Annotated in this window: 21 protein-coding genes; 5 read left to right on the top strand and 16 right to left on the bottom strand. The window is 71.8% G+C overall.

Annotated features, from left to right (window positions below):
* Positions 1 to 11 precede the first annotated feature (11 nt).
* Positions 12 to 2,384: an ATP-binding cassette domain-containing protein gene (locus tag ACNHYB_RS02695; RefSeq protein ID WP_418276834.1), complete on the top strand. Its 2,373-nt coding sequence runs from the start codon at positions 12 to 14 to the stop codon at positions 2,382 to 2,384.
* On the opposite strand, the gene ACNHYB_RS02690 is transcribed toward ACNHYB_RS02695, so the two are convergent.
* Both ACNHYB_RS02690 and ACNHYB_RS02685 read right to left on the bottom strand, forming a co-directional pair.
* The gene (locus ACNHYB_RS02690) at positions 2,369 to 3,082 is read right to left on the bottom strand and encodes an HAD-IA family hydrolase (protein ID WP_418276833.1); all 714 of its coding nucleotides are present in this window, start codon (positions 3,080 to 3,082) and stop codon (positions 2,369 to 2,371) included. The two genes, ACNHYB_RS02695 and ACNHYB_RS02690, sit on opposite strands and share 16 nt — an antisense overlap.
* A 153-nt stretch (positions 3,083 to 3,235) precedes the next feature.
* A complete protein-coding gene (locus ACNHYB_RS02685) occupies positions 3,236 to 3,730 on the bottom strand; it encodes a GNAT family N-acetyltransferase (protein WP_418276832.1) in 495 nt (164 codons plus the stop codon).
* A gap of 326 nt (positions 3,731 to 4,056) precedes the next feature.
* Here ACNHYB_RS02685 and ACNHYB_RS02680 point away from each other — a divergent pair, with 326 nt between their 5' ends.
* Complete coding sequence (locus ACNHYB_RS02680) at positions 4,057 to 5,130, top strand: tyrosine-type recombinase/integrase (protein ID WP_418276831.1); 1,074 nt, start codon at positions 4,057 to 4,059, stop codon at positions 5,128 to 5,130.
* A gap of 47 nt (positions 5,131 to 5,177) precedes the next feature.
* Positions 5,178 to 6,461, top strand: a complete 1,284-nt coding sequence (locus ACNHYB_RS02675) for a phospholipase D-like domain-containing protein (RefSeq protein ID WP_418276830.1) — start codon at positions 5,178 to 5,180, stop codon at positions 6,459 to 6,461.
* A gap of 48 nt (positions 6,462 to 6,509) precedes the next feature.
* Here the strand turns inward: ACNHYB_RS02675 and ACNHYB_RS02670 are convergent, their stop codons facing one another.
* The 8 genes from ACNHYB_RS02670 to ACNHYB_RS02635 form a co-directional block, all read right to left on the bottom strand.
* On the bottom strand, positions 6,510 to 7,097 hold the full coding sequence (locus ACNHYB_RS02670) for a MerR family transcriptional regulator (protein ID WP_418276829.1): 588 nt from the start codon (positions 7,095 to 7,097) through the stop codon (positions 6,510 to 6,512).
* A 225-nt stretch (positions 7,098 to 7,322) separates the two neighbouring features.
* On the bottom strand, positions 7,323 to 7,832 hold the full coding sequence (locus tag ACNHYB_RS02665) for a bifunctional nuclease family protein (protein ID WP_418277977.1): 510 nt from the start codon (positions 7,830 to 7,832) through the stop codon (positions 7,323 to 7,325).
* 88 nt (positions 7,833 to 7,920) lie between these two features.
* Entirely contained in the window at positions 7,921 to 8,661 is a 741-nt protein-coding gene (locus ACNHYB_RS02660; protein WP_418276828.1) for a MerR family transcriptional regulator, read from the bottom strand.
* On the bottom strand, positions 8,658 to 9,116 hold the full coding sequence (locus ACNHYB_RS02655; protein WP_418276827.1) for an FHA domain-containing protein: 459 nt from the start codon (positions 9,114 to 9,116) through the stop codon (positions 8,658 to 8,660). Before ACNHYB_RS02655 ends, ACNHYB_RS02660 begins: the two co-directional genes overlap by 4 nt.
* A 123-nt stretch (positions 9,117 to 9,239) precedes the next feature.
* Entirely contained in the window at positions 9,240 to 10,811 is a 1,572-nt protein-coding gene (locus tag ACNHYB_RS02650) for a DUF881 domain-containing protein (protein WP_418276826.1), read from the bottom strand.
* A 2-nt stretch (positions 10,812 to 10,813) separates the two neighbouring features.
* The gene (locus tag ACNHYB_RS02645) at positions 10,814 to 11,146 is read right to left on the bottom strand and encodes a small basic family protein (RefSeq protein ID WP_418276825.1); all 333 of its coding nucleotides are present in this window, start codon (positions 11,144 to 11,146) and stop codon (positions 10,814 to 10,816) included.
* Positions 11,143 to 12,009 carry a DUF881 domain-containing protein gene (locus ACNHYB_RS02640; protein WP_418276824.1) on the bottom strand — a complete coding sequence of 289 codons (867 nt, stop codon included), beginning with the start codon at positions 12,007 to 12,009 and terminating at the stop codon, positions 11,143 to 11,145. Before ACNHYB_RS02640 ends, ACNHYB_RS02645 begins: the two co-directional genes overlap by 4 nt.
* Positions 12,006 to 12,602, bottom strand: a complete 597-nt coding sequence (locus ACNHYB_RS02635) for a CDP-alcohol phosphatidyltransferase family protein (RefSeq protein ID WP_418277976.1) — start codon at positions 12,600 to 12,602, stop codon at positions 12,006 to 12,008. Before ACNHYB_RS02635 ends, ACNHYB_RS02640 begins: the two co-directional genes overlap by 4 nt.
* A 275-nt stretch (positions 12,603 to 12,877) precedes the next feature.
* Between ACNHYB_RS02635 and ACNHYB_RS02630 the strand changes: the two genes are divergently transcribed.
* Positions 12,878 to 14,701: a DEAD/DEAH box helicase gene (locus tag ACNHYB_RS02630; protein ID WP_418276823.1), complete on the top strand. Its 1,824-nt coding sequence runs from the start codon at positions 12,878 to 12,880 to the stop codon at positions 14,699 to 14,701.
* 66 nt (positions 14,702 to 14,767) lie between these two features.
* On the opposite strand, the gene ACNHYB_RS02625 is transcribed toward ACNHYB_RS02630, so the two are convergent.
* The 4 genes from ACNHYB_RS02625 to rpe form a co-directional block, all read right to left on the bottom strand.
* Complete coding sequence (locus tag ACNHYB_RS02625) at positions 14,768 to 15,229, bottom strand: PH domain-containing protein (RefSeq protein ID WP_418276822.1); 462 nt, start codon at positions 15,227 to 15,229, stop codon at positions 14,768 to 14,770.
* Positions 15,230 to 15,233: 4 nt separating this feature from the next.
* Positions 15,234 to 16,082 carry an ATP phosphoribosyltransferase gene (gene hisG, locus ACNHYB_RS02620; protein ID WP_418276821.1) on the bottom strand — a complete coding sequence of 283 codons (849 nt, stop codon included), beginning with the start codon at positions 16,080 to 16,082 and terminating at the stop codon, positions 15,234 to 15,236.
* 87 nt (positions 16,083 to 16,169) lie between these two features.
* Complete coding sequence (locus tag ACNHYB_RS02615) at positions 16,170 to 16,433, bottom strand: phosphoribosyl-ATP diphosphatase (RefSeq protein ID WP_418276820.1); 264 nt, start codon at positions 16,431 to 16,433, stop codon at positions 16,170 to 16,172.
* A gap of 160 nt (positions 16,434 to 16,593) precedes the next feature.
* Entirely contained in the window at positions 16,594 to 17,256 is a 663-nt protein-coding gene (gene rpe, locus ACNHYB_RS02610; protein WP_418276819.1) for a ribulose-phosphate 3-epimerase, read from the bottom strand.
* 38 nt (positions 17,257 to 17,294) lie between these two features.
* On the opposite strand from rpe, the gene ACNHYB_RS02605 reads away from it, so the two are divergent.
* The gene (locus ACNHYB_RS02605; RefSeq protein ID WP_418276818.1) at positions 17,295 to 17,855 is read left to right on the top strand and encodes an N-acetyltransferase family protein; all 561 of its coding nucleotides are present in this window, start codon (positions 17,295 to 17,297) and stop codon (positions 17,853 to 17,855) included.
* 112 nt (positions 17,856 to 17,967) lie between these two features.
* On the opposite strand, the gene ACNHYB_RS02600 is transcribed toward ACNHYB_RS02605, so the two are convergent.
* Both ACNHYB_RS02600 and ACNHYB_RS02595 read right to left on the bottom strand, forming a co-directional pair.
* A complete protein-coding gene (locus tag ACNHYB_RS02600) occupies positions 17,968 to 19,110 on the bottom strand; it encodes a HipA domain-containing protein (RefSeq protein ID WP_418277975.1) in 1,143 nt (380 codons plus the stop codon).
* 108 nt (positions 19,111 to 19,218) lie between these two features.
* Positions 19,219 to 19,464: a helix-turn-helix domain-containing protein gene (locus tag ACNHYB_RS02595; RefSeq protein ID WP_418276817.1), complete on the bottom strand. Its 246-nt coding sequence runs from the start codon at positions 19,462 to 19,464 to the stop codon at positions 19,219 to 19,221.
* Positions 19,465 to 19,501 lie beyond the last annotated feature (37 nt).

Here is a 19,501-nt window from a genome sequence, read left to right as displayed (position 1 = left end):
GGAGCCCACCCATGGCAGCGCCGACGGAGCACCCCGCCGACACCCACGACCTGATCCGCGTCGAAGGGGCGCGCGAGAACAACCTGCGCGACGTGTCGGTCGATCTGCCCAAGCGGCGCCTGACCGTGTTCACCGGCGTCTCCGGGTCGGGCAAGAGCTCCCTGGTGTTCGCCACCATCGCGGCGGAGTCCCGCCGCCTCATCGACGAGACGTACCCGACGTTCCTGCAGGGCTTCATGGCGTCCCTGCCACGCCCCGACGTCGACTCCCTGTCGGGCATCACGACGGCGATCCTCGTGGACCAGGAGCGCCTGGGCGCCAACGTGCGCTCCACCGTCGGCACCGTCACCGACGCCAACGCCATGCTGCGTCATCTGTTCAGCCGGATCAGCGACCCGTACGTCGGACCGCCGCCCGCGTTCTCGTTCAACGTCCCCACGGCGAAGGCCAGCGGTGTCATGAGCACGGAGAAGGCCGGGGGAGGCACGGAGAAGAAGGTCGTGCGCGAGCAGGTGTACCTCGGGGGCATGTGCCCGGAGTGCGAGGGGAGGGGCACGGTCTCCGACCTGGACCTGTCCGTCATCGTCGACGACTCGCTGTCGCTCAACGACGGCGCGATCCTCGTGCCCGGCTACAAGGCCGACGGCTGGATGGTGAAGGCCTTCGCGGAGTCCGGGTTCGTCGACGGCGACAAGCCGATCAAGGACTACACCGAGACCGAGCGGCACGACCTGCTGTTCCGTGACAAGGGCAAGGTCAAGGCCCTGGGGATGAACATGACCTATCAAGGCCTCATCCCGAAGCTGCGCGAGTCGATGTTCTCCAAGGACCCCGAGTCGCTGCAGCCGCACGTGCGGCGCTTCGTGGAGCGGGCGGCCGTGTTCGCGCCGTGCCCGGCGTGCGAGGGCACCCGCCTCAACGCCTCGGCCCGCTCGGCCAAGGTCGCCGGCCGGTCCATCGCCGAGGTCTGCCAGATGCAGATCACCGACGCCGCCCAGTGGGTGCGCAGCATCGACGACGACGCCGTCGCGCCGCTGACCGGGGGACTGGGACGCCTGCTCGACTCCTTCACCGAGATCGGCCTGGGCTACCTGTCGCTCGACCGCCCCTCCGGCACGCTGTCCGGGGGAGAGGCGCAACGCGTCAAGATGATCCGTCATCTCGGCTCCGCGCTGACCGACGTCACCTACGTGTTCGACGAACCCACCATCGGCCTGCACCCCCACGACATCGCCCGGATGAACAACCTCCTGGTGGACCTGCGCGACAAGGGCAACACGGTGCTCGTCGTCGAGCACAAGCCCGAGGCCATCGCGATCGCCGACCACGTCGTCGACCTCGGGCCCGGCGCCGGCACCGACGGCGGCACCATCTGCTTCGAGGGCACCGTCGAGGGCCTGCGCGCCAGCGACACCCTCACCGGACGCCACCTGGACGACCGCGCCCGGACCAAGGACACCGTCCGCCAGCCCACCGGGACGCTCGAGATCCGCGGCGCGCACCAGAACAACCTCAAGGACGTCGACGTCGACGTCCCCACCGGTGTGCTGACCGTCGTCACCGGCGTCGCCGGGTCCGGCAAGAGCTCGCTCGTGCACGGCAACCTCGCCGGGCGCGAGGGAGTCGTCGTCGTGGACCAGGGCGCCATCAAGGGCTCGCGACGCTCCAACCCCGCCACCTACACCGGGATGCTCGAACCCATCCGCAAGGCCTTCGCCAAGGCCAACGACGTCAAGCCCGCCCTGTTCAGCGCCAACTCCGAGGGCGCCTGCCCCACCTGCAAGGGCAACGGGCGCATCTACACCGAGCTCGGCTTCATGGAGACCGTCGAGACACCCTGCGAGGACTGCGGCGGCAAGCGGTTCCAGGCCGCCGTCCTGGAGTACACGCTGGGCGGCAAGAACATCGCCGAGGTGCTCGACCTGTCCGTCGCGCAGGCGCACGACTTCTTCTCCGCCGGGGAGTCGAAGATCCCCGCCGTGCGTACGGTGCTGGGTCACCTGCGCGACGTCGGCCTCGGCTACATCCGCCTCGGCCAGCCCCTCAACACGCTCTCCGGCGGCGAGCGGCAGCGCCTCAAGCTCGCCATGCACATGGGGGACAAGGGCGGCACCTACCTCCTCGACGAGCCCACCACCGGCCTGCACCTCGCCGACGTCGCCAACCTGCTCGCCCTGCTGGACCGGCTCGTCGACGCCGGCAAGACCGTCGTCGTCATCGAGCACCACCAGGCCGTCATGGCTCACGCGGACCACCTGATCGACATCGGCCCCGGCGCCGGGCACGACGGCGGAACCGTCGTGTTCGAGGGCACCCCGGCCGCGCTCGTGGCCGGCCGCTCGACGCTGACGGGGGAGCACCTGGCCGACTACGTCGGCGCCTGAGGAGCCCCAACGGCGGGGGAGAGGGCCTCCTGGAGCCCGGCGGCAGAGCGGTACAGCACCGTCGTCATGCCGAGCTCGGCCGCTGCGGCGATGTTCTCCGCGCGATCGTCGACGAAGAGGCAGCGACTGGCAGGCACACCGGCTCGTCGGGCGGCGATCTCGAAGATGCGACGGTCCGGTTTGGCGACGCCGACGACCGAGCTGTTGACGACGTCGTCCGCGAGGTCACCCAGCCCGAGCGTCTCGAGGTCGTCGCCCAGCCACACCGGCGCATTGCTCACGAGGACGACAGGACAGCGCAGCCGGACCTGGCGAAGGAGCCGCACGACGGTCTCGTCGGTGCGGGACTCTGCGCCGGTGAACGCCTCGGCCAACGCTCGAGCCTCGGCAGGCGAGACGTCGGGGACGAGGGCCCGGACGATCGAGCGGGCCCACTGGGCTCTGGTGATCTTTCCCAGCAGCAACGGCAGATCGTTCTCCGGTGCGAACCCGATGGCTGCCGTGGTACCCACCGGCAGACCGGCACGTTCCTCCAGGTGGGACACCACGTCGGTGTCGTAGAAGCGGATCACTCCGTCGATGTCGCACAGGACGGCGTCGAACGGCATGCCGGGGGCGCCCGCTGGAGGTTTCACACGCCATGGATACCACTGACGAGACGTGAGATCGGCGAAGACACCGGCCGTGCCGGTCACCACGAGCGCACCCGTCCTGCAGCACGCCTACCAGCGTGCCGATAATGCACATTATGTCATTCCATCCGGTCCGTATCGCATCAGATGCGGGTGCACCCCTCCCCGTCGTACGGGCGGTCGCTGTGCTCGGAGAGGCGGCTGAGGAGGTACACCCCTCTACGCGTCGCGCATGACGACCACGGGAATGACGGCGCCGGTCAGGCTCTGCCGGTCCTCGCGGCCGACGATCGTCATCCCCAGGTGCTCGTACATCGCGATGTTGCGCGCCTCGGCCGCGCGAACGCTGCACGACAAGCCGTTCAGTCCCATGGATCGAGCTTCGGCACGCAGCGCCCGCACGAGCCCCGACGCCAGTCCGCGTCCGCGCACCTCCGGCAGGATCGCCAGGCGCCCGAAGGACAACGTGCCGTCGGCGGCGCCCTGGTGCTTGACCATCGCCACGACGGTGCCGTCGATCCGCACGACCGCCAACCGGGTCCCGGCGTCCAGCTCGGCGCGCAGCGAGCTGCTGGTCTCGACCATCGCGCCCGACGGCTCTCCGTGGGCGCCGTACTCCGTGAAGGCGGCGTGCAGGACGACGATCGCCTCGTCGACTCCTCGCGCCCCCGCGTCCAGGTCGATCTCGACCGGGCCGCTCCCATCCGTGCTCACCGACCGGAAGACTACCCGCCTCGTCGTCCCCGACGATCACTCCCCGATCCCCTCCGGGCCGGATCAGCCGGGAATTTCACCGTGGCGGCTTCGTGGCACCTCGTGGCGGACCGCAGCCCGCCGGGGTGCCCTGTGCGCTCCGTGAGGTCGTGCTTCGTGAGGTGTACGCGCCACACCCTGGCGGATGATCGTGCCGGCGGATACGATGAAACGGACATCTGTTCCAAACCATTGTGTATGGCACAACACAGTTGTTTTCCGCGTGTCGGTGGCGCCGCCTAGTGTCGTGATCCAGCATCCGTCCTGGTCACGAAGGGATCCCGCGCGTGGTCGCCCCTCCCCGCCCCCAGCGCCTCACCGTCGCCGAGTGTGCCGAACGCTACCTCGCCGGTGTGCATGTCGAGACGGTCCGCGGCTCCCTCTCCCCCGCCACGGAACGCTCCTACATCCGTGACGTCACCGAGCTGGTCGGTCTGCTCGGCGAGGGCCGCGTGCTCGACGACGTCACCGGTGACGACGTCGACGACGCCCTGATCCGCTACCAGTCGGGGCCCGACGGTCGCTTCAACGAGCCGTCCCGCAAGTCGGGTCCGGGCCGGTCGACCGCGACAGTCAACCGGTTCCGTCAGTCGGTGACCCGCTTCTTCGCCCACGCCACCCGCCAGTGCTGGGTGCAGGCCGACCCGATGCGGTGGGCCTCTCCCCCGGGCAAGGTCCGTGACCTGCTGCGTGCCGAGCGCACGGCGTTGTCGTCCTCGGCCGCCGAGTCCCTCCTGGCGACCGTCGGCGAGTCCGCCGGCTCCACGGCGGGAACGGTGTCCCGGGCGCGCCACGACCAGACGCTCGGCGCGCGCGACCGCCTGGTCGTCGCCCTGCTGCTCGTACTGGGGCCCCGCGTGTCGGAGCTGGTGCGCGCCGACGTCGTCGACCTCGTCCGCGAACCCGGGCGCACGCAGTGGCGCATCGTCGGCAAGGGCGGCACGCGACGCACGGTGGCCCTCAGCGATCCGTTGGCCGACGCCCTGGAGCACTACCTCACCGAGCTGCGCCCGCGGCTCGCGGCCCGCCGCCCGGACGACGCCGACGCCCAACGCGCCCTGCTGCTGTCCTGGCGGGGCCGCCGCCTCGAGGCGCAGGCCGTCCGCGACCTGCTGTCCCGCGCCGTGGCCAGGATGCCGGAGCCGTACCGCCGCCCCACGACCCCGCACGCGCTGCGCCACACCACCGCGACCCTGCTCGTCGCGGACGGCTGGGACGTCAAGGTGGTCGCCGAGCTCCTCGGGCACGCGTCGATCGCCACCACCGGGGTGTACCTCGACCGGATCGACGGCGAGCTCGCCGCCGCGATCCGCTCGCACCCTCTCGCGCAGTCCCTGGGAGCAAGATCACGGGGTGATTGACGTGTTCTCATCAGGCGATTCGACCACACCGTCGCTACGGTGAGCCTGTGCCAGCAGACGGAACCTCGAAGTCCATCGTCCCGATCGACGTCCAGGTCGACTGGCGTCGCGTGAGCAAGATCGTCACCCGGACGGCGGCACTGGCCGCCGCGATCCCGGTGGCGGCGGGCGCGGCGGTCATGGCGCTCGACAAGATCCGCGGCCAGCGGTACCCCCTCGACGCGACCTTCCCGACCGCTCCCCCGGCGACGACACCGATCGACGACACCCAGGCCACGGTCTACACCTACGGCGCGGACCTCTTCGAGGCCATGCTCGAGGCGATCGAGCAGGCGAAGCACACGGTGTTCCTGGAGACGTACATCTGGAAGGGCGACGAGACCGGCGAACGCTTCAAGGAGGCCATCTCCGACGCGGCCCGACGCGGCGTGCAGGTGTACGTCATCTTCGACGGCTTCGCGAACCTCGTCGTGCCGCCGTCGTTCTTCGTCATGCCTCCGCAGGTCCACGTGCTGCGGTTCCCCGTGCTGCGCCCGGGGATCCTCACGCTCAACGTGCGCCACTCCGGACGCGACCACCGCAAGATCCTCGTGGTGGACGACGAGACGGCGTTCGTCGGCGGGTACAACATCGGTGCGCTGTACGCCACCCAGTGGCGCGACACCCACCTGCGCCTGCAGGGCCCGGCCGCCTGGGAGCTGCGCAACGCGTTCGTCGACTTCTGGAACCGGTGGCGCGGGTCCAAGCACCCGGTGCTGCGCGACCAGGGTGCTGAGCACTGGCAGCCCGCCCTGCGCGCCGCCCGCAACGCCCCCAGCGAGCTCGTCTTCCCCATCCGTGGCATCTACCTGGACGCCATCGACCGGGCCACCAGCCACATCTACATCACGCAGGCCTACTTCATCCCGGACCGCGACATCCTCGACGCCCTCCTCGCTGCCGCGCAGCGGGGCGTCGACGTGCGCGTCCTCGTACCCGAACGGTCCAACCATGCGCTCGCGGACTGGCTCGCACGGGGCCGTTACACCAAGCTGCTGCGCGGTGGTGTGCGGATCATGCTCTACCAGGGTGCGATGGTGCACGCGAAGACGGCCACGATCGACGGCCGCTGGTCGACGGTCGGCACGGCGAACATCGACCGGCTCAGCCTGACGGGCAACTACGAGATCAACCTCGAGATCGTGGACGAGGGTCTGGCGGACCAGCTCGAGGACGTGTTCCGCATGGACGAGTCCAACGCGCGTGAGCTCACCTACGAGCAGTGGGCGGGCCGGTCACCGCTGAACAAGGTCGCCGAGCGGCTGCTGGAACCGCTGGAGCCGCTGCTGTAGGTCGTCGCGGGCCCGGCGACGGGCCGGCCGCGGACGGGCGGGGCCGACTCAGACGGCGTCGCGGGCCCGGCGACGGGCCGCGAGCTCGTCACCGGCGTGCAGTGCGGCGTCGTCCGCCTCGTCGAGGGTCTCGGTGGGCATCTGGGAGAGAGTTCCCTCGATCTCGCGCCACACCCGCCCCACGGCGATGCCGAAGACGCCCTGGCCGCCCTGGACGAGGTCGACGACCTCGTCGGGGGACGTGCACTCGTAGACCGAGGCGCCGTCGCTCATGAGGGTGATCTGCGCGAGGTCGTCGACGCCGCGCTCACGCAGATGCGTCACCGCGCTGCGGATCTGCTGCAGGGAGACGCCCGTGTCGAGGAGGCGCTTGACGATCTTCAGCACCAGGACGTCGCGAAAGCTGTAGAGGCGGTGGGTGCCGGACCCTGTCGCCGGGCGGATCGAGGGTTCGACCAGCCCCGTGCGCGCCCAGTAGTCGAGCTGGCGGTAGGTGATGCCCGCGACACGGCAGGCCGTGGTCCCCCGGTATCCGGTGCCGGCGTCCTGCTCGGTCAGGTCCTCGCCGAAGAGCAGCCCTTGCGCGCCGCTGGGCGCTGCGCCGACGTCGGCACTCGCCTCGCTGCTGCTGTCCACTGCTGCCTCCCGGATGTCGCTACCACGCTAGATCGACCTGTCGGCCGTCAACGGTGTCGCGCTCGGTGTGTCGGCGACCGTTGTCGAGCTGTGACGTCCGAACCGTGACGTTCGGGCGTCGCCGTCGTGCTGGGCCCGTCGTGCTGCGGCCCGGCGCGTCGCCCTGAACCCTCGCTGGACGGTTCGGTACCACCGTACCCGGCGAGGGCGGGATAGACCGGGCCGTCAAGGTGGTGTGTCGCCAGGTCCCGGCTCCACGGGCCCCCCGGGGGCCGTGAAGTCCTCCGGGGTGACGTGGTCGAGGAAGTCGCGGAACTTCTCGACCTCACGCTGCTGCGCCATGTCGACGACCTCGACACCCGCGGCGGCCACGATCTCCGCCGAGCAGAGCACGGGGCTGCCGGTGCGCACGGCCAGCGCGATGGCGTCCGACGCCCGTGAGTCGAGACGGGTCCCCGTCGACAGGACCAGCTCGGCGAAGAAGATGCCACCGTCGAGCGCCACGATCTCGACGCGCTCCAGGTCGACGCCCACCGCCCCCAGGAGGTCTCGCAGGAGGTCGTGCGTCATGGGCCGAGGGGTGGCGACACCTGCCTGCGCCATCGCGATCGCCGACGCCTCACGGGCACCGATCACGATCGGGACGGCCAGCTCGGCGGCTTGGTCCAGCAGCACGACCACGATCTCCTGGTCGCGCTGCTGCTGACGCACCCCGAGGACTTCGACCGGCACCATGGGGGCCTGGGCGTCGTCGTTCTCCACCCGCCCACGGTACGACGATGTCGGTCCGCGCGCGTCCAGGCGGAGCACGGGCGCAGGGGCGTCAGGGAAGCTCGGTGGTGCCCTGCCTGATCCAGGAGGTGTGCAGGCGCGCGAGGAGGTCGCCCAGCTCGTCGGCGAGCTCGTGGGCGTGCGCCCGACCCTGTTCGGCCTGCTGGCTGCGGTACGGCGCGACCACCTGGTCGACGAGGTCGACGTGACGGTCCGCGGACGTGCGCAGCGGACGCAGGTGGCGCGGTTCGATGCCGTGCTCGGCGAGGCGCGCGGTGATGCGCACGACGTCCGCGGCGTCCGCACCCAGGGTCCCGGCCGTCTCCCTCAGCAGACCGGCGTCGACGAGGGAGCGCACGAACTCCGGGGACGTGCCGGTCGCCTCGGCCACCAGGTCGACCGTCCACCGTCGTCGCGACGTCGCCGCACCCTGCTGCGGCGCGGGACGCGGCGACGGGACGGGCGCGGGCTCACCGGCGTCCATCGCGGCCAGCCGCTCCTTGATGATCTTCAACGGCAGGTAGGAGTCACGCTGCTCGGCGAGGACGAACCGCAGCCGCTCGACGTCCGCGGGGCTGTACTGGCGGTAGCCCGCCCCGGTACGCACCGGGGTGATGAGTCCCTGCTCCTCGAGGAAGCGGAGCTTGGAGTGCGAGACCGCCGGGAAGTCCCCGCCGAGCTGCGCGAGGACGTCCGAGATGCGCATGGTCGCGTGGCGGGAGATGCCCTGCGGCCAGCGTTCCGGCTCGGCACCCGATCCGGACGCCGAGGACGCTCCGGACGCCGCGATCACGACGCCGGCGCCTGCGGGCTCGCGTGGAACGACATGCGGAACTTGCCGATCTGGACCTCGTCACCGGTGGTGAGCGTGACCACGTCGATGCGCTCGCGGTTGAGGTAGGTGCCGTTGAGGGAGCCGATGTCGCGGACGACGAACCGGTCCCCCTCGCGCACGAACTCGGCGTGCTTGCGCGAGACGGTGACGTCGTCGAGGAAGATGTCGGCACGTTCGCTGCGACCGGCGACGGCGCGGTCCTCGTCGAGCAGGAAGCGTTCGCCGACGGCGCCGGAGCCGTACTGGACCACCAGGAGGGCCGAGTGCCGCGGCAGCGCGGCGACCGCGGCGGCTTCCTCGGGCGTCAGGGGGATGCGGGGGTTCTGCTCCTCGGCGGGCGCTCCGAGCCGGCCCAGATGCGCCGTGGTGTCGACACCGGCATCGTGCGGCGGAAGTGCGCGGGGGTCCGTCATCAGTCCTCCAGGATCGTCCGTCCGACGTGCGCGGCCGTCGTCCGCTCAACCTACATCGTGGCACCGCCGGGCGGAAAGCCGGTGGCAGGGTGCTCCTGCTGCCGGCGTCCTCGACGGGTCGTGCTACTCCTCGGGGCTGCGGGGTGTCGCGTACTGCGGTTCGGCAGGTTCGCGGGTCGCGTTGATCTCGACCTCGTCCTGCTCCACCACCCGGGCGTCGACGTCGTCGCTGCGGAGCTGCGCCAGGGCGCCTCCCGGAATCTCCAGCGCGGGGTTGAGCGTCGCAGGGTCCCCGATGACGGACCACCGGTACGGGGACTCGATCGCCTGCCCGTCGACGGTGACGCCCGCGTCGGTGTCCAGGAACCACGAGGACGTCACGAGCCGGATGCCGTTCAGCTCGACGACCTCGGCGCCGGCGTTGCGCAGCTCCTCGAGGACGTTGAACAGCTTCGCCGCGGGTGTGACGCCCGACGGGTCCCGCACCACGATCTCCAGGCCCGGTCCGACGGCGGGAAGCCGCCCGGACAGGATGCCCTCCGACTGCGCGCGCTGCTCCGCGAGGTCGACGGCGGACTGGGCCTGACCGGTGCCGGAGGCGAGCTCGTCGCGCGTCCGGGTGAGCTCGGCCACCTCGTCGTCGAGCTGTTCCGAGCGCTGGGTGACCTCGTCGAGCAGTCGCACGAGGTCGTCCTGGCGGGCCGAGGACAGGGGGTCCTGCGCCGACTGCTGCACCTGGACGACCAGGGCGAACCCGAGGGCGCCGCACAGCAGCGCCACGAGGCCCTGGGACCGGTTCAGGCGCGGGCGCAGCACCCGGCCCACGGCCCGCCACCCGGACGCCGGCGACGCCGGGGTGACCGCGGTGTCATCGTGGTCCGGTCCCACCTCGTCGTCCGCAGCGTCGTCCGCAGCATCGTCCATAGCGTCGTCCGCTGCGGGGGCCCGGTGCGTACCGGGTCGTGGTCCGGCGCTCTGCACGACCTCGTCGAACGACGGCTCGGTGCGTGAGGCGGAATCCGCGGACCCGACCTCGGGAGACTCCTGCTGCTCAGCGGGCTGCTGCGACTCCCCCGTTGCCGTCCCGGCGTCCAGCACCTCGGACGGCAGCGGCAGTGGTTCGAGGTCGTCCACGGGCACGGAGAGATCCAGCGGGTCGGGGCCCGGCGACCCGGCCGACCTGCCGTCGGCGACCTGCGCTGAGGGCACCTGCGTCGAGGGGACCGGGCCTCCCTGGTCGCCCTGGTCGGCCGGGACCTCGTCGGCGTCGTGGGTCGTGTCCGAGGTCGTGTCCTGGTCCGGGGCGTCCTGCCGCGGGTCCACCAGGGGCTCGAGCATGCTCTCGCCCTGCGGTTCGCTCGGTGCCTCGTCCGGTGCCTCGACCTGCGGTTCGTCGTGCGCCACGGCGTCGAGCCCGTCCTCGGCCTCGTTGTCCTCGGCCTCGTTGTCCTGGACCTGGTCTTCGTGAGCCTGGTCTTCGTGAGCCCGGTCTTCCTCGACCGGGTCCACCTCGACCGTGGGCTCGACCGGCGTGGTCACGGCCAACACGGAACCATCGGTCTCCACCTCGTCCACGGGACCGGCGGCGCTCACGGCCTCGCCAGGCTCGGGCCCGTCCACCTCAGGGGCGTCCGCGCCCGGGGCCAGCTCCTCGCCCTCGCCCTGCGGATCCCGCTCGTCGTCACGGCGCGCCATGGTCACGCCTTGAACACGTGCCGGCGGATCGCGGCAGCGTTGGAGAAGATCCGGATCCCGAGCACCACGACCACCGCCGTCGACAGCTGCGAACCCACGCCGAGCTGATCACCCAGGAACACGATGAACGCCGCCACCAGCACGTTCGACAGGAACGACACCACGAACACCTTGTCGTCGAACAGGCCGTCCAGCTTCGCGCGCAGACCACCGAACAGCGCGTCCAACGCCGCCACGACCGCGATCGGCAGGTACGGCTGCAGACCGACCGGCACGGTCGGCTGCAGCACCAGGCCCGCCACCACACCGATCACCAGACCCACGACCGCGATCATGGACTCTCCTCCTCGTTCGCCCCGACACCCTCGCCGGGCACCGGCTCCGCATTCCTCAACAGCTGGTTGCCCACACTCGGCACGTCCAGGTCCTCAGCCGTGTCCAACGACGTCGTGATCCCCCACTGCGACGACAACAGCTGCGTGTACGACGGACCACCGGCCCGAGCGTACGCGGTCTGCATCTCCTCCGGATCGCCGATCGCACGGATCTCGTACGACGGCCCCGTCAACGGCACCAGGTCCACCAGGATCGCCTCGCCCGCGTGCCGGATCGCCGACAACGACGTCAACCGCTGCCCCCCGACACTGACAGCCTCCGCGCCCGACGCCCACAACGCGTTCACCACCGTCTGCAGATCCACCGCCTGCACCCGCGAGCTCGCCGTCGACCCGTTCTCGTCCAACCGGTCACCGTCCGTCAACGTCACCACCAGCCCAGGACCCGACACCGCCACCGACCCCGTCACCACGCCGTCCCGGCGCAACGTGTCCAGCAGGTCCTGGTCGCTCAGCTCCAGCACGTCCTGCTGCAACGCCGCGACCTCGTCCGACAACGCCGCCGACTCCGCCCGCAACGCATCACCCTGCTCCTGACGCTGCGTGATCTCCTGCATCAACAGCTCACGCGCCGAACCACCCGGCGACGGCGTCCGCAGCTGCACCGCCGCAGCCGCCGTCATCAGACCCAGCAGCAACGCCACCAGCACCAGCAGGTACACCCCCGCACCACGGCGCCGCGGACCACCAGCGGCACGCCGCCGCGCCGCCTCCGCGTACCCCGGGTCCAACGGACTCTCCATGACCTCCACCAGGAGCGTCATCGACTCGTCCGGACGCCGCTTCACCACAGGCCCCGTCACGACACACCCTCCCGGCGCTCGCGGTCCGCCAGCGTCAACCGCCGGGTCTGGGCGACGTACTGCAGACCCGCCCACCAGTACAGGCCGATCCCCCACCAGGTGAACGCCCACCCCGTCACCAGGGCCACGTCGCCCAACGTCCCGGAACGCTCGGCCAGGAGCAGCAGGGGGAACGCGTACAGCAGCGCGAACGTGCCCGCCTTGCCGACGAACGACACCTCCAGCGTCCCGTACCCGAGCCGCGCCAGCGTCGGCATCAGGCACGCCAGCATCACGTCCCGCGCCACGACCGCCACCACCACCCACAACGGCACCACGTCACGCCAGGTCAACCCGATCAACGTCACCAGGATGAACAACCGGTCCGCCGCCGGGTCCAGCATCTGCCCCAGACGCGTCACCTGGTCCAGCCGACGCGCCAGGTACCCGTCCAGCCAGTCGCTCGCCCCCGACACCGCGAGCACCACCAGCGCCCACACGTCCTGGCCGGAGAAGATCAGCACACCGAACACCGGCACGAGCGCGAGACGCACCATGCTCACCACGTTGGGGACGGTCCACACCGCCGATCCCGCCTGCTCAGCCTGCACCATCACCGTCCGCGTCCCCCGAGGTCTCTGCGCCGATCATCCTACGCAGGACCACCCCACGCGCCCCAGTGGGCAAACTCACCACCACCCGGCCTCCCCCTGCGGTGCACCAGCACGTACGATGGGAGCACCCATCCGGAGTTCGTCGTCCTCCCGCGTGTTCTAAGGGCCCCCGCACCAAGCCGCCGGGGCAGTTGTGTGTCCGGGACAGAGCGACCGCCTCGCCACCACGGCGACGCAGGACTCCCCCGCCACCGACTGAAACGGTCACCGCACCCATGAGCACCCCTGACACCACCATGCCCGACGACACCCAGCCGGACTTCTCCTCCCTGGCCCTGCCCGCAGCGCTCCAGGCCGCCGTCGACGACCTCGGGTTCACCACCCCGTCGCCCATCCAGGCCCAGGCCATCCCCCCGCTGCTCGCCGGCCGCGACATCACCGGCGTCGCCCAGACCGGCACCGGCAAGACCGCCGCCTTCGGCATCCCCCTGCTCGCCGCCGTCGACGCCGACGCCAAGGTCGCCCGCGGCCACGTCCAGGCCCTCGTCCTGACCCCCACCCGCGAGCTCGCCATCCAGGTCGCCGACGCCATCGAGTCGTTCGCCAGCCACCTGCCCGGCGTCCGCGTCCTGCCCGTGTACGGCGGCTCGCCCTACCAGCCCCAGCAGCACGCCCTGCGCGACGGCGTCCACGTCGTCGTCGGCACCCCCGGCCGCGTCATGGACCACATGAACCGCTCCGCGCTCGTCCTCGACGACGTCAAGATGCTCGTCCTCGACGAGGCCGACGAGATGCTCCGCATGGGCTTCGCCGAAGACGTCGAGACCATCTTCGGCCAGGCACCCACCCAGCGACAGGTGGCCCTCTTCTCCGCCACCATGCCTCCCGCCATCCGCCGGGTCGCCGACACCCACCTCAACGACCCCGTCCAGGTCACCGTCGCACCCCAGCAGACCACCACCGAGAACGTCGAGCAGTCCTACGCCGTCGTCCCGTTCCGCCACAAGGTCGGAGCCCTCGCCCGCGTCCTGGCCACCTCCGACGCCGACGCCACCATCGTCTTCACCCGCACCCGCGCCTCCGCCGAAGAGGTCGGCTCCGCCCTCATCGAACGCGGCGTCTCCGCCGCCACCATCTCCGGCGACGTCGCCCAGAAGGAACGCGAGAAGATCGTCGAACGCCTCCGCGGCGGCGCCCTCGACGTCCTCGTCGCGACCGACGTCGCCGCCCGAGGCCTCGACGTCGAACGCATCGGCCTCGTCGTCAACTTCGACATCCCCCGCGAGCCCGAGGCCTACGTCCACCGCATCGGCCGCACCGGCCGCGCCGGACGCTCCGGCCGCGCCATCTCCTTCGTCACCCCTCAGGAGCGCGGCAAGCTCAAGCACATCGAGCGCACCATCCGCACCCGCCTCAACGAGACCGAGCTCCCCTCCCCCCGCGACGTCTCCGCACACCGCGCCCGGACCCTGCTCGCCACCGTCCCCGCACGCCTCGAAGCAGGCCGCCTCGACCTGTACACCGAGCTCCTCACCGAGCACCTCGCCCCCCGCGAGGACGGCACCACCCCCGACGCCAAGGACGTGGCCGCCGCACTCGTGGCGCTCGCGGTCGGTGACGACGGCCCCGCGCACCGTGCGGCGCAGGAGGAGCACGAGCGCGAGCGCGCCGCCGTCCTCGGTGGGCGCACCCGCGAGACGCAGCGCGCCGAGCGTGGCGACCGCGACGGTGAGCGCACCGGCCGCCACCCCCGCTCCGAGCGGGGTCGCGACGACCGTGGGCGCGACGACCGTCGGGGGATCCGCCGGCCGGCCGACGGCACGCGCTACCGCATCTCCGTCGGCCACACGCACGGCGCGCAGCCGCGCGGCATCGTCGGTGCGCTGACGAACGAGGGCGGACTGCGGGGTTCGGACATCGGCAAGATCGACATCTTCGGGAACTTCTCCCTGGTCGACATCACCCGGCCGCTGGACGAGCCGACGATGAGCAAGATCGGCCGGGCGAATGTCGCCGGCCGCCAGCTGCGCATCGCCGTCGACAAGGGCGCCCCCGAGCGCCGCGCCCCGCGCACCGAGCGTCCGGCCCGCACGTACTGAGGTCCTCCTCGGACGACCGAGCCTGAACCGCACTGAGCCCCGCACGGATCACGATCCGTGCGGGGCTCAGTGCGGTTCGGCGGCTTCCCCGAGCTCGCGCACGAGGTTCTGCAGGCGGCGCGCCTCGGCCATCCCCCGTTCTCCGTCGGCACGCTGGACGGCCATGACGGGCAGCGTCCCGCCGTCGGCAAGGTCCAGCACCACCCACGAGTCGTCCCGCGTCAGGCGGACCTCGACGATCTCCGGCCAGGCGACACGACGCCGTCGGACGACGTTGCGTACCGTCAGGCCCTCGGCGTCCGGCCTGGCGTGGACTCCGCCGAGCCGCCAGAGCAGCCAGGCGGCGAGCAGGGCGAAGACGACGAAGCTGACCCGGGTGCCGCGGTCGAGCAGCAGGCCGTCCTCGGCGAACAGGCCCACCAGGAGGCTGCCACCGACGACGACGGCTCCGGTCACGCCGACGGCGACCCTCGTCCAGCGGGGTCGGAAGATCCGGAACCGGGGGTCCGGGCCGCCGTCGTGCGTCATGCCGTCACAGGCGCGAGGCGAGGATGGACGTGACGAGGATGCCGCGCGCTCCCACGTCGTAGAGGGCGTCCATCACCTGGTTGGTCTCCGAGCGGCGCACCATCGACCGCACCGCCGCGGACTGGCCGTTGTGCAGCGGTGACACGGTGGGCGACTCGAAGCCGGGCGTGACCGCCACGGCGGCGTCCACGAGGTCGATGGGGATGTCGTAGTCCAGGAGCACGTACTCGCGGGCGGTGATGACGCCCTGGAGGCGGCGCGTGACGACCTCGAGGCCTGCGGGGACGCCTTCGCCCCGGCGCCGGATGAGGACCGCCTCGGACCGCAGGATCGGGTCGCCGAAGACCTCGAGCCCGGCGGCGCGCAGGGTCGTCCCGGTCTCGACGACGTCGGCGATCACGTCCGCGACACCGAGCTGCACCGAGCTCTCCACGGCGCCGTCGAGGTGCACGATCGCCTCGGCCTGGACGCCGTGCTCGGCAAGGTGGGTCGCCACGAGGGTCGTGTACGACGACGCGACGCGTCGCCCGGCGATCTGGGCCACGTCGGTGACGGTGCCCGCCGGCGCCGCGAACCGGAAGGTCGAGCGGGCGAAGCCGAGCGCGAGGTGCTCGACGGCGTCTGCCCCGGAGTCCAGGAGCAGGTCCCGGCCGGTGATCCCGACGTCGACGGTGCCCGACCCGACGTACACGGCGACGTCACGGGGGCGCAGGAAGAAGAACTCGACGTCGTTGTCGACGTCGGTGAGCACGAGCTCACGGGTGTCGCGACGCTGGCGGTAGCCCGCCTCGCGCAGCATGTCGGTGGCCGGCGTGGACAGCGAGCCCTTGTTGGGGACGGCGATTCGGAGCAACGGGACCTCGTTCGGTTCGGGTGGGACGGCTGCTGGACGGATCGGCGGCGCGCTCGACGGTCACGGTCGTGGACCGCGGCCGGGCGCTCACAGATGCGTGTACACGTCCTCCAGCGTGAGGCCCTTCGCCACCATGAGGACCTGCAGGTGGTAGAGCAGCTGGGAGATCTCCTCCGCGGCCGCCTCGTCGGACTCGTGCTCGGCGGCCATCCACACCTCGGCGGCCTCCTCCACGATCTTCTTGCCGATCGCATGGACGCCGGCGTCCAGCTCCGCGACGGTGCCCGAACCGCTGGGGCGGGTCCGGGCCTTCTCGGTGAGCTCGGCGAACAGGGAGTCGAAGGTCTTCACGCCATCAGCCTAGACGGCGGACCCTCCTCGTCCAGGCTCGTCCCGTTGCGCGGGACGGACGTCACAACGTGTCCTGTGCGCTTGGCACACTATTTTCCGGAGAAGAGAACAGGATCGCCCTGCCTCTCCACGCCCGTCCAGATCTCGGCGACCGTGCCCGTCAGTGGACGTGCCGGGAGGCCATCGCCCGCAACGTCTCGATCTCCCCGGCCACGTCGTCCGCCCCGTACACCGCCGAGCCCGCCACGAAGACGTTGGCTCCGGCCTCGGCCGCCCGCTCGATCGTGGAGCGCGACACTCCCCCGTCGACCTGGAGGTGCACGTCGAGCCCGCTCTCCCCGATCGCCCGGCGTGCCCGCCTGATCTTCGCCAGGGTGCCCTCGATGAAGGACTGCCCGCCGAACCCGGGCTCGACCGTCATGACGAGGATCATGTCGACCTCGCTCAGCAGGTCCAGGAACGGCTCCACCGGAGTGGCCGGCCGCAGCGCGACACCCGCCCGCGCCCCGAGCCTGCGCAGCTCGCGCGCCAGCCGCACCGGCGCCTGGGCGGCCTCGGCGTGGAACGTGACGGACGCCGCCCCGGCCTCCGCGTAGGCGGGCGCCCACCGGTCCGGGTCGGCGATCATGAGGTGCCCGTCGACCGGCACCGGCGAGATCTGGGTCAGCCGCTCGAACACGGGGAGACCGAGGGTCAGGTTGGGCACGAAGTGGTTGTCCATGACGTCCACGTGCGCGTAGTCGGCGGTGGAGATCGCCTGGAGGTCGCGCTCGAGGTTCGCGAAGTCGGCCGACAGGATGCTCGGGTTGATCAGCGCTGGCATGCACCCAGCCTAGGCGCCGCGGGGGCTACGCTCCCTCCGTGACCGACCGCCACTCCCCCGCGCACGACCACCCCCCGCGCACCAGCGGCGCCAGCAGCCGGCCGCGCGTCCGTGCGGCGACCCCGGACGATCTCGCGGCCGTCGCGGCGATCTTCGCTCCCTACGCGCGCACGACGGCGGTCACGTTCGACGAGGAGCCACCCACCGTCGAGCAGTGGGCCGCCAGGCTGGCCGACGCCGGGGCCCGGGGGCTGCCGTTCCTGGTGGCCGAGCTCGACGGTGCCGTCGTGGGCTACGCGTACGCCACCGGGTGGCGGGCCAAGGCCGCGTACCGCTTCACCGCGGAGCACTCGATCTACCTCGACCCCCGCGCCCAGGGACGCGGCATCGGCACGCTGCTGCTGTCCGCGCTGCTGGACGCCTGCACGCTCGCCGGCGTGCGGCAGGTGGTCGCGGTGATCGCCGACGATCCTGCCGCCGCGGGGTCGATCCCCCTGCACCGGCGCCTCGGCTTCGCTCCCGCGGGCACCCTGCACGACGTCGGCTTCAAGCACGGGCGCTGGGTGAGCACCGTGCTGATGCAGCGCACGCTGCACTGACCCGCACCGACCTCCGCCGACCTGAAGCCGGCCCGGCCAGACCGGCTCGCCGGAGCACGAGCCGGCCGGGGACGGACCAGAGCCGGACCCGGGCGTCACCCCAGGGACGCCGTCAGCGCGTCCGTGCGCTCCTCCACCGTGCGCCAGGCCTCCGGGGGACTCCCGGGTGGTCGTCACGGTCGACGTCGCCCAGGGCGGCCCGCAGCGCACCCAGCGTGTCGGCCACGACGCGCGCCGCCCGCCGGCGCGGCAGCCCCCAGGAGACGCCCTCGGCGACGAGGTCCGCCCCGGTGATCGCATCCATGTCCCGCTTGCCGGCGACGTCCATCGCGAACACCCGGGAGGCGTGGTCGTGGTGCAGGTGCATCGAGACGTCGTAGGCGGGCGCGAGCGCGACCGTGCCGTTCTCGCGGCGCAGCATCGAGATGTTCTTGGCGTGGGCGTCGGTGTTGCCGACGGCGAGGTTGAGGGTGGTCAGGGCGAGGAGCGGGTCCGGCCGGGCCCCGTCGTCACGCAGGACCTGGGCGATCCGGCCCAGCGACGGCAGGGCGCGTCCGTGCTGGAACTTGCGCTCCGGGTCGCGGGTGTTGATGCCGAGCGCCTGGGCCGCGTCCTCCTGGTGGACGCGGCGCAGCCCGCCGGGGGTGCTCGCGTCGGTGACCCGGTCGTAGCGGGACACGACGATGCAGCGCATGCCGTCGAAGGTCTCCACGTGGGCGTCGACCGTCGTCAGACCGATGCGTCGGGCGAGGTCGAGGGCGGCGGCCTCGGTGTCGACGAGGTCGGCGGTGGGTGAGTCCGCGGCCCGGGCGACCTTGAGGATGTGGGTGGTCGGCCGGTCGTGCGGGGCTCGGACCCACCCCCCGGCGGCGTCGCGGACGAGGCCGAGCTTGGGTTCCATCCCCGGCAGCGAGCTCGTGAGGTGCTCGCTGCGGCCGTGCCCACCCGCCCGGGCGAGCGCCTCGCGCAGGAGCCGGCCCACCCCGACGTCGTCGAGAGCGACGGGTTCGACCGTGCCCTGCCCGGGAGTGGCGCCCGGTGCGACGAGCTGCAGGGCGCCGACCGTGTCGCCGCCGTACGCGCCGAAGAACCCGACGGCGTCCTCCGGGTCGACGCCTGCCTCCATCGCCATGGTGTCGCGGACCCGCCCCTCGGGCATGAGCCCGTCCAGCCAGGCGGTGACCCGCGCCGACGGCGGGGGCGATCCTCGTCGATGGGGAGCAGGTGGGAGATGATCCGGGACCCCCAGCCCCACCGCGCCGAGGCGCCGGCGTCCCACTCGAGCTCGGCGCGGGGCGTCCCGCGCTGCGTGGCGCGACGGGTGAACCGCGCGATCCGGCTCCCGTAGAGCCAGACGTCGACCTCAGCGGCGCTCATCGGTGCCCCGCTCGACGAGGCGGACGTCGACGTCCAGCTCGTCGAAGATCTCGAACAGCCGGGTGATGTAGAGGTTGCCGACGCCGCCCTCGACCTCGGAGACGTACTGCCGGGTCAGGCCGAGCTCGTCCGCGAGCGCCGCCTGGCTGAGGTGGCGGTCCTGGCGGATGCGGCGGACGAAGCGGCCGATGTCGCGGGCGCTGCGGGCGTGGGTCCAGGTGGTGTCGTCCACGGCGCTCCTCGGTGTCGGGTTTTCCTTGCTCGGGTGG

Source organism: Isoptericola jiangsuensis, from assembly GCF_048320105.1.
In the GTDB taxonomy this organism is placed as follows: Bacteria; Actinomycetota; Actinomycetes; order Actinomycetales; family Cellulomonadaceae; genus Isoptericola; species Isoptericola jiangsuensis_A.
This window is presented reverse-complemented; position numbering and strand designations above follow the sequence as displayed.

Bases quoted from the DNA above. Each gene is read 5' to 3' on its own strand.
- ACNHYB_RS02665 (WP_418277977.1), bottom strand. From the start codon at position 7,832: ATGGTGCCGGTCGAAGTCCTCGGGGTGCGTCAGCAGCAGCGCGACCAG.
- ACNHYB_RS02645 (WP_418276825.1), bottom strand. From the start codon at position 11,146: ATGATCGCGGTCGTGGGTCTGGTGATCGGTGTGGTGGCGGGCCTGGTG.
- ACNHYB_RS02695 (WP_418276834.1), top strand. From the start codon at position 12: ATGGCAGCGCCGACGGAGCACCCCGCCGACACCCACGACCTGATCCGC.
- ACNHYB_RS02655 (WP_418276827.1), bottom strand. From the start codon at position 9,116: ATGACGGACCCCCGCGCACTTCCGCCGCACGATGCCGGTGTCGACACC.
- ACNHYB_RS02635 (WP_418277976.1), bottom strand. From the start codon at position 12,602: ATGGTGCAGGCTGAGCAGGCGGGATCGGCGGTGTGGACCGTCCCCAAC.
- ACNHYB_RS02625 (WP_418276822.1), bottom strand. From the start codon at position 15,229: ATGACGCACGACGGCGGCCCGGACCCCCGGTTCCGGATCTTCCGACCC.
- ACNHYB_RS02630 (WP_418276823.1), top strand. From the start codon at position 12,878: ATGAGCACCCCTGACACCACCATGCCCGACGACACCCAGCCGGACTTC.
- ACNHYB_RS02650 (WP_418276826.1), bottom strand. From the start codon at position 10,811: ATGGCGCGCCGTGACGACGAGCGGGATCCGCAGGGCGAGGGCGAGGAG.
- rpe (WP_418276819.1), bottom strand. From the start codon at position 17,256: ATGCCAGCGCTGATCAACCCGAGCATCCTGTCGGCCGACTTCGCGAAC.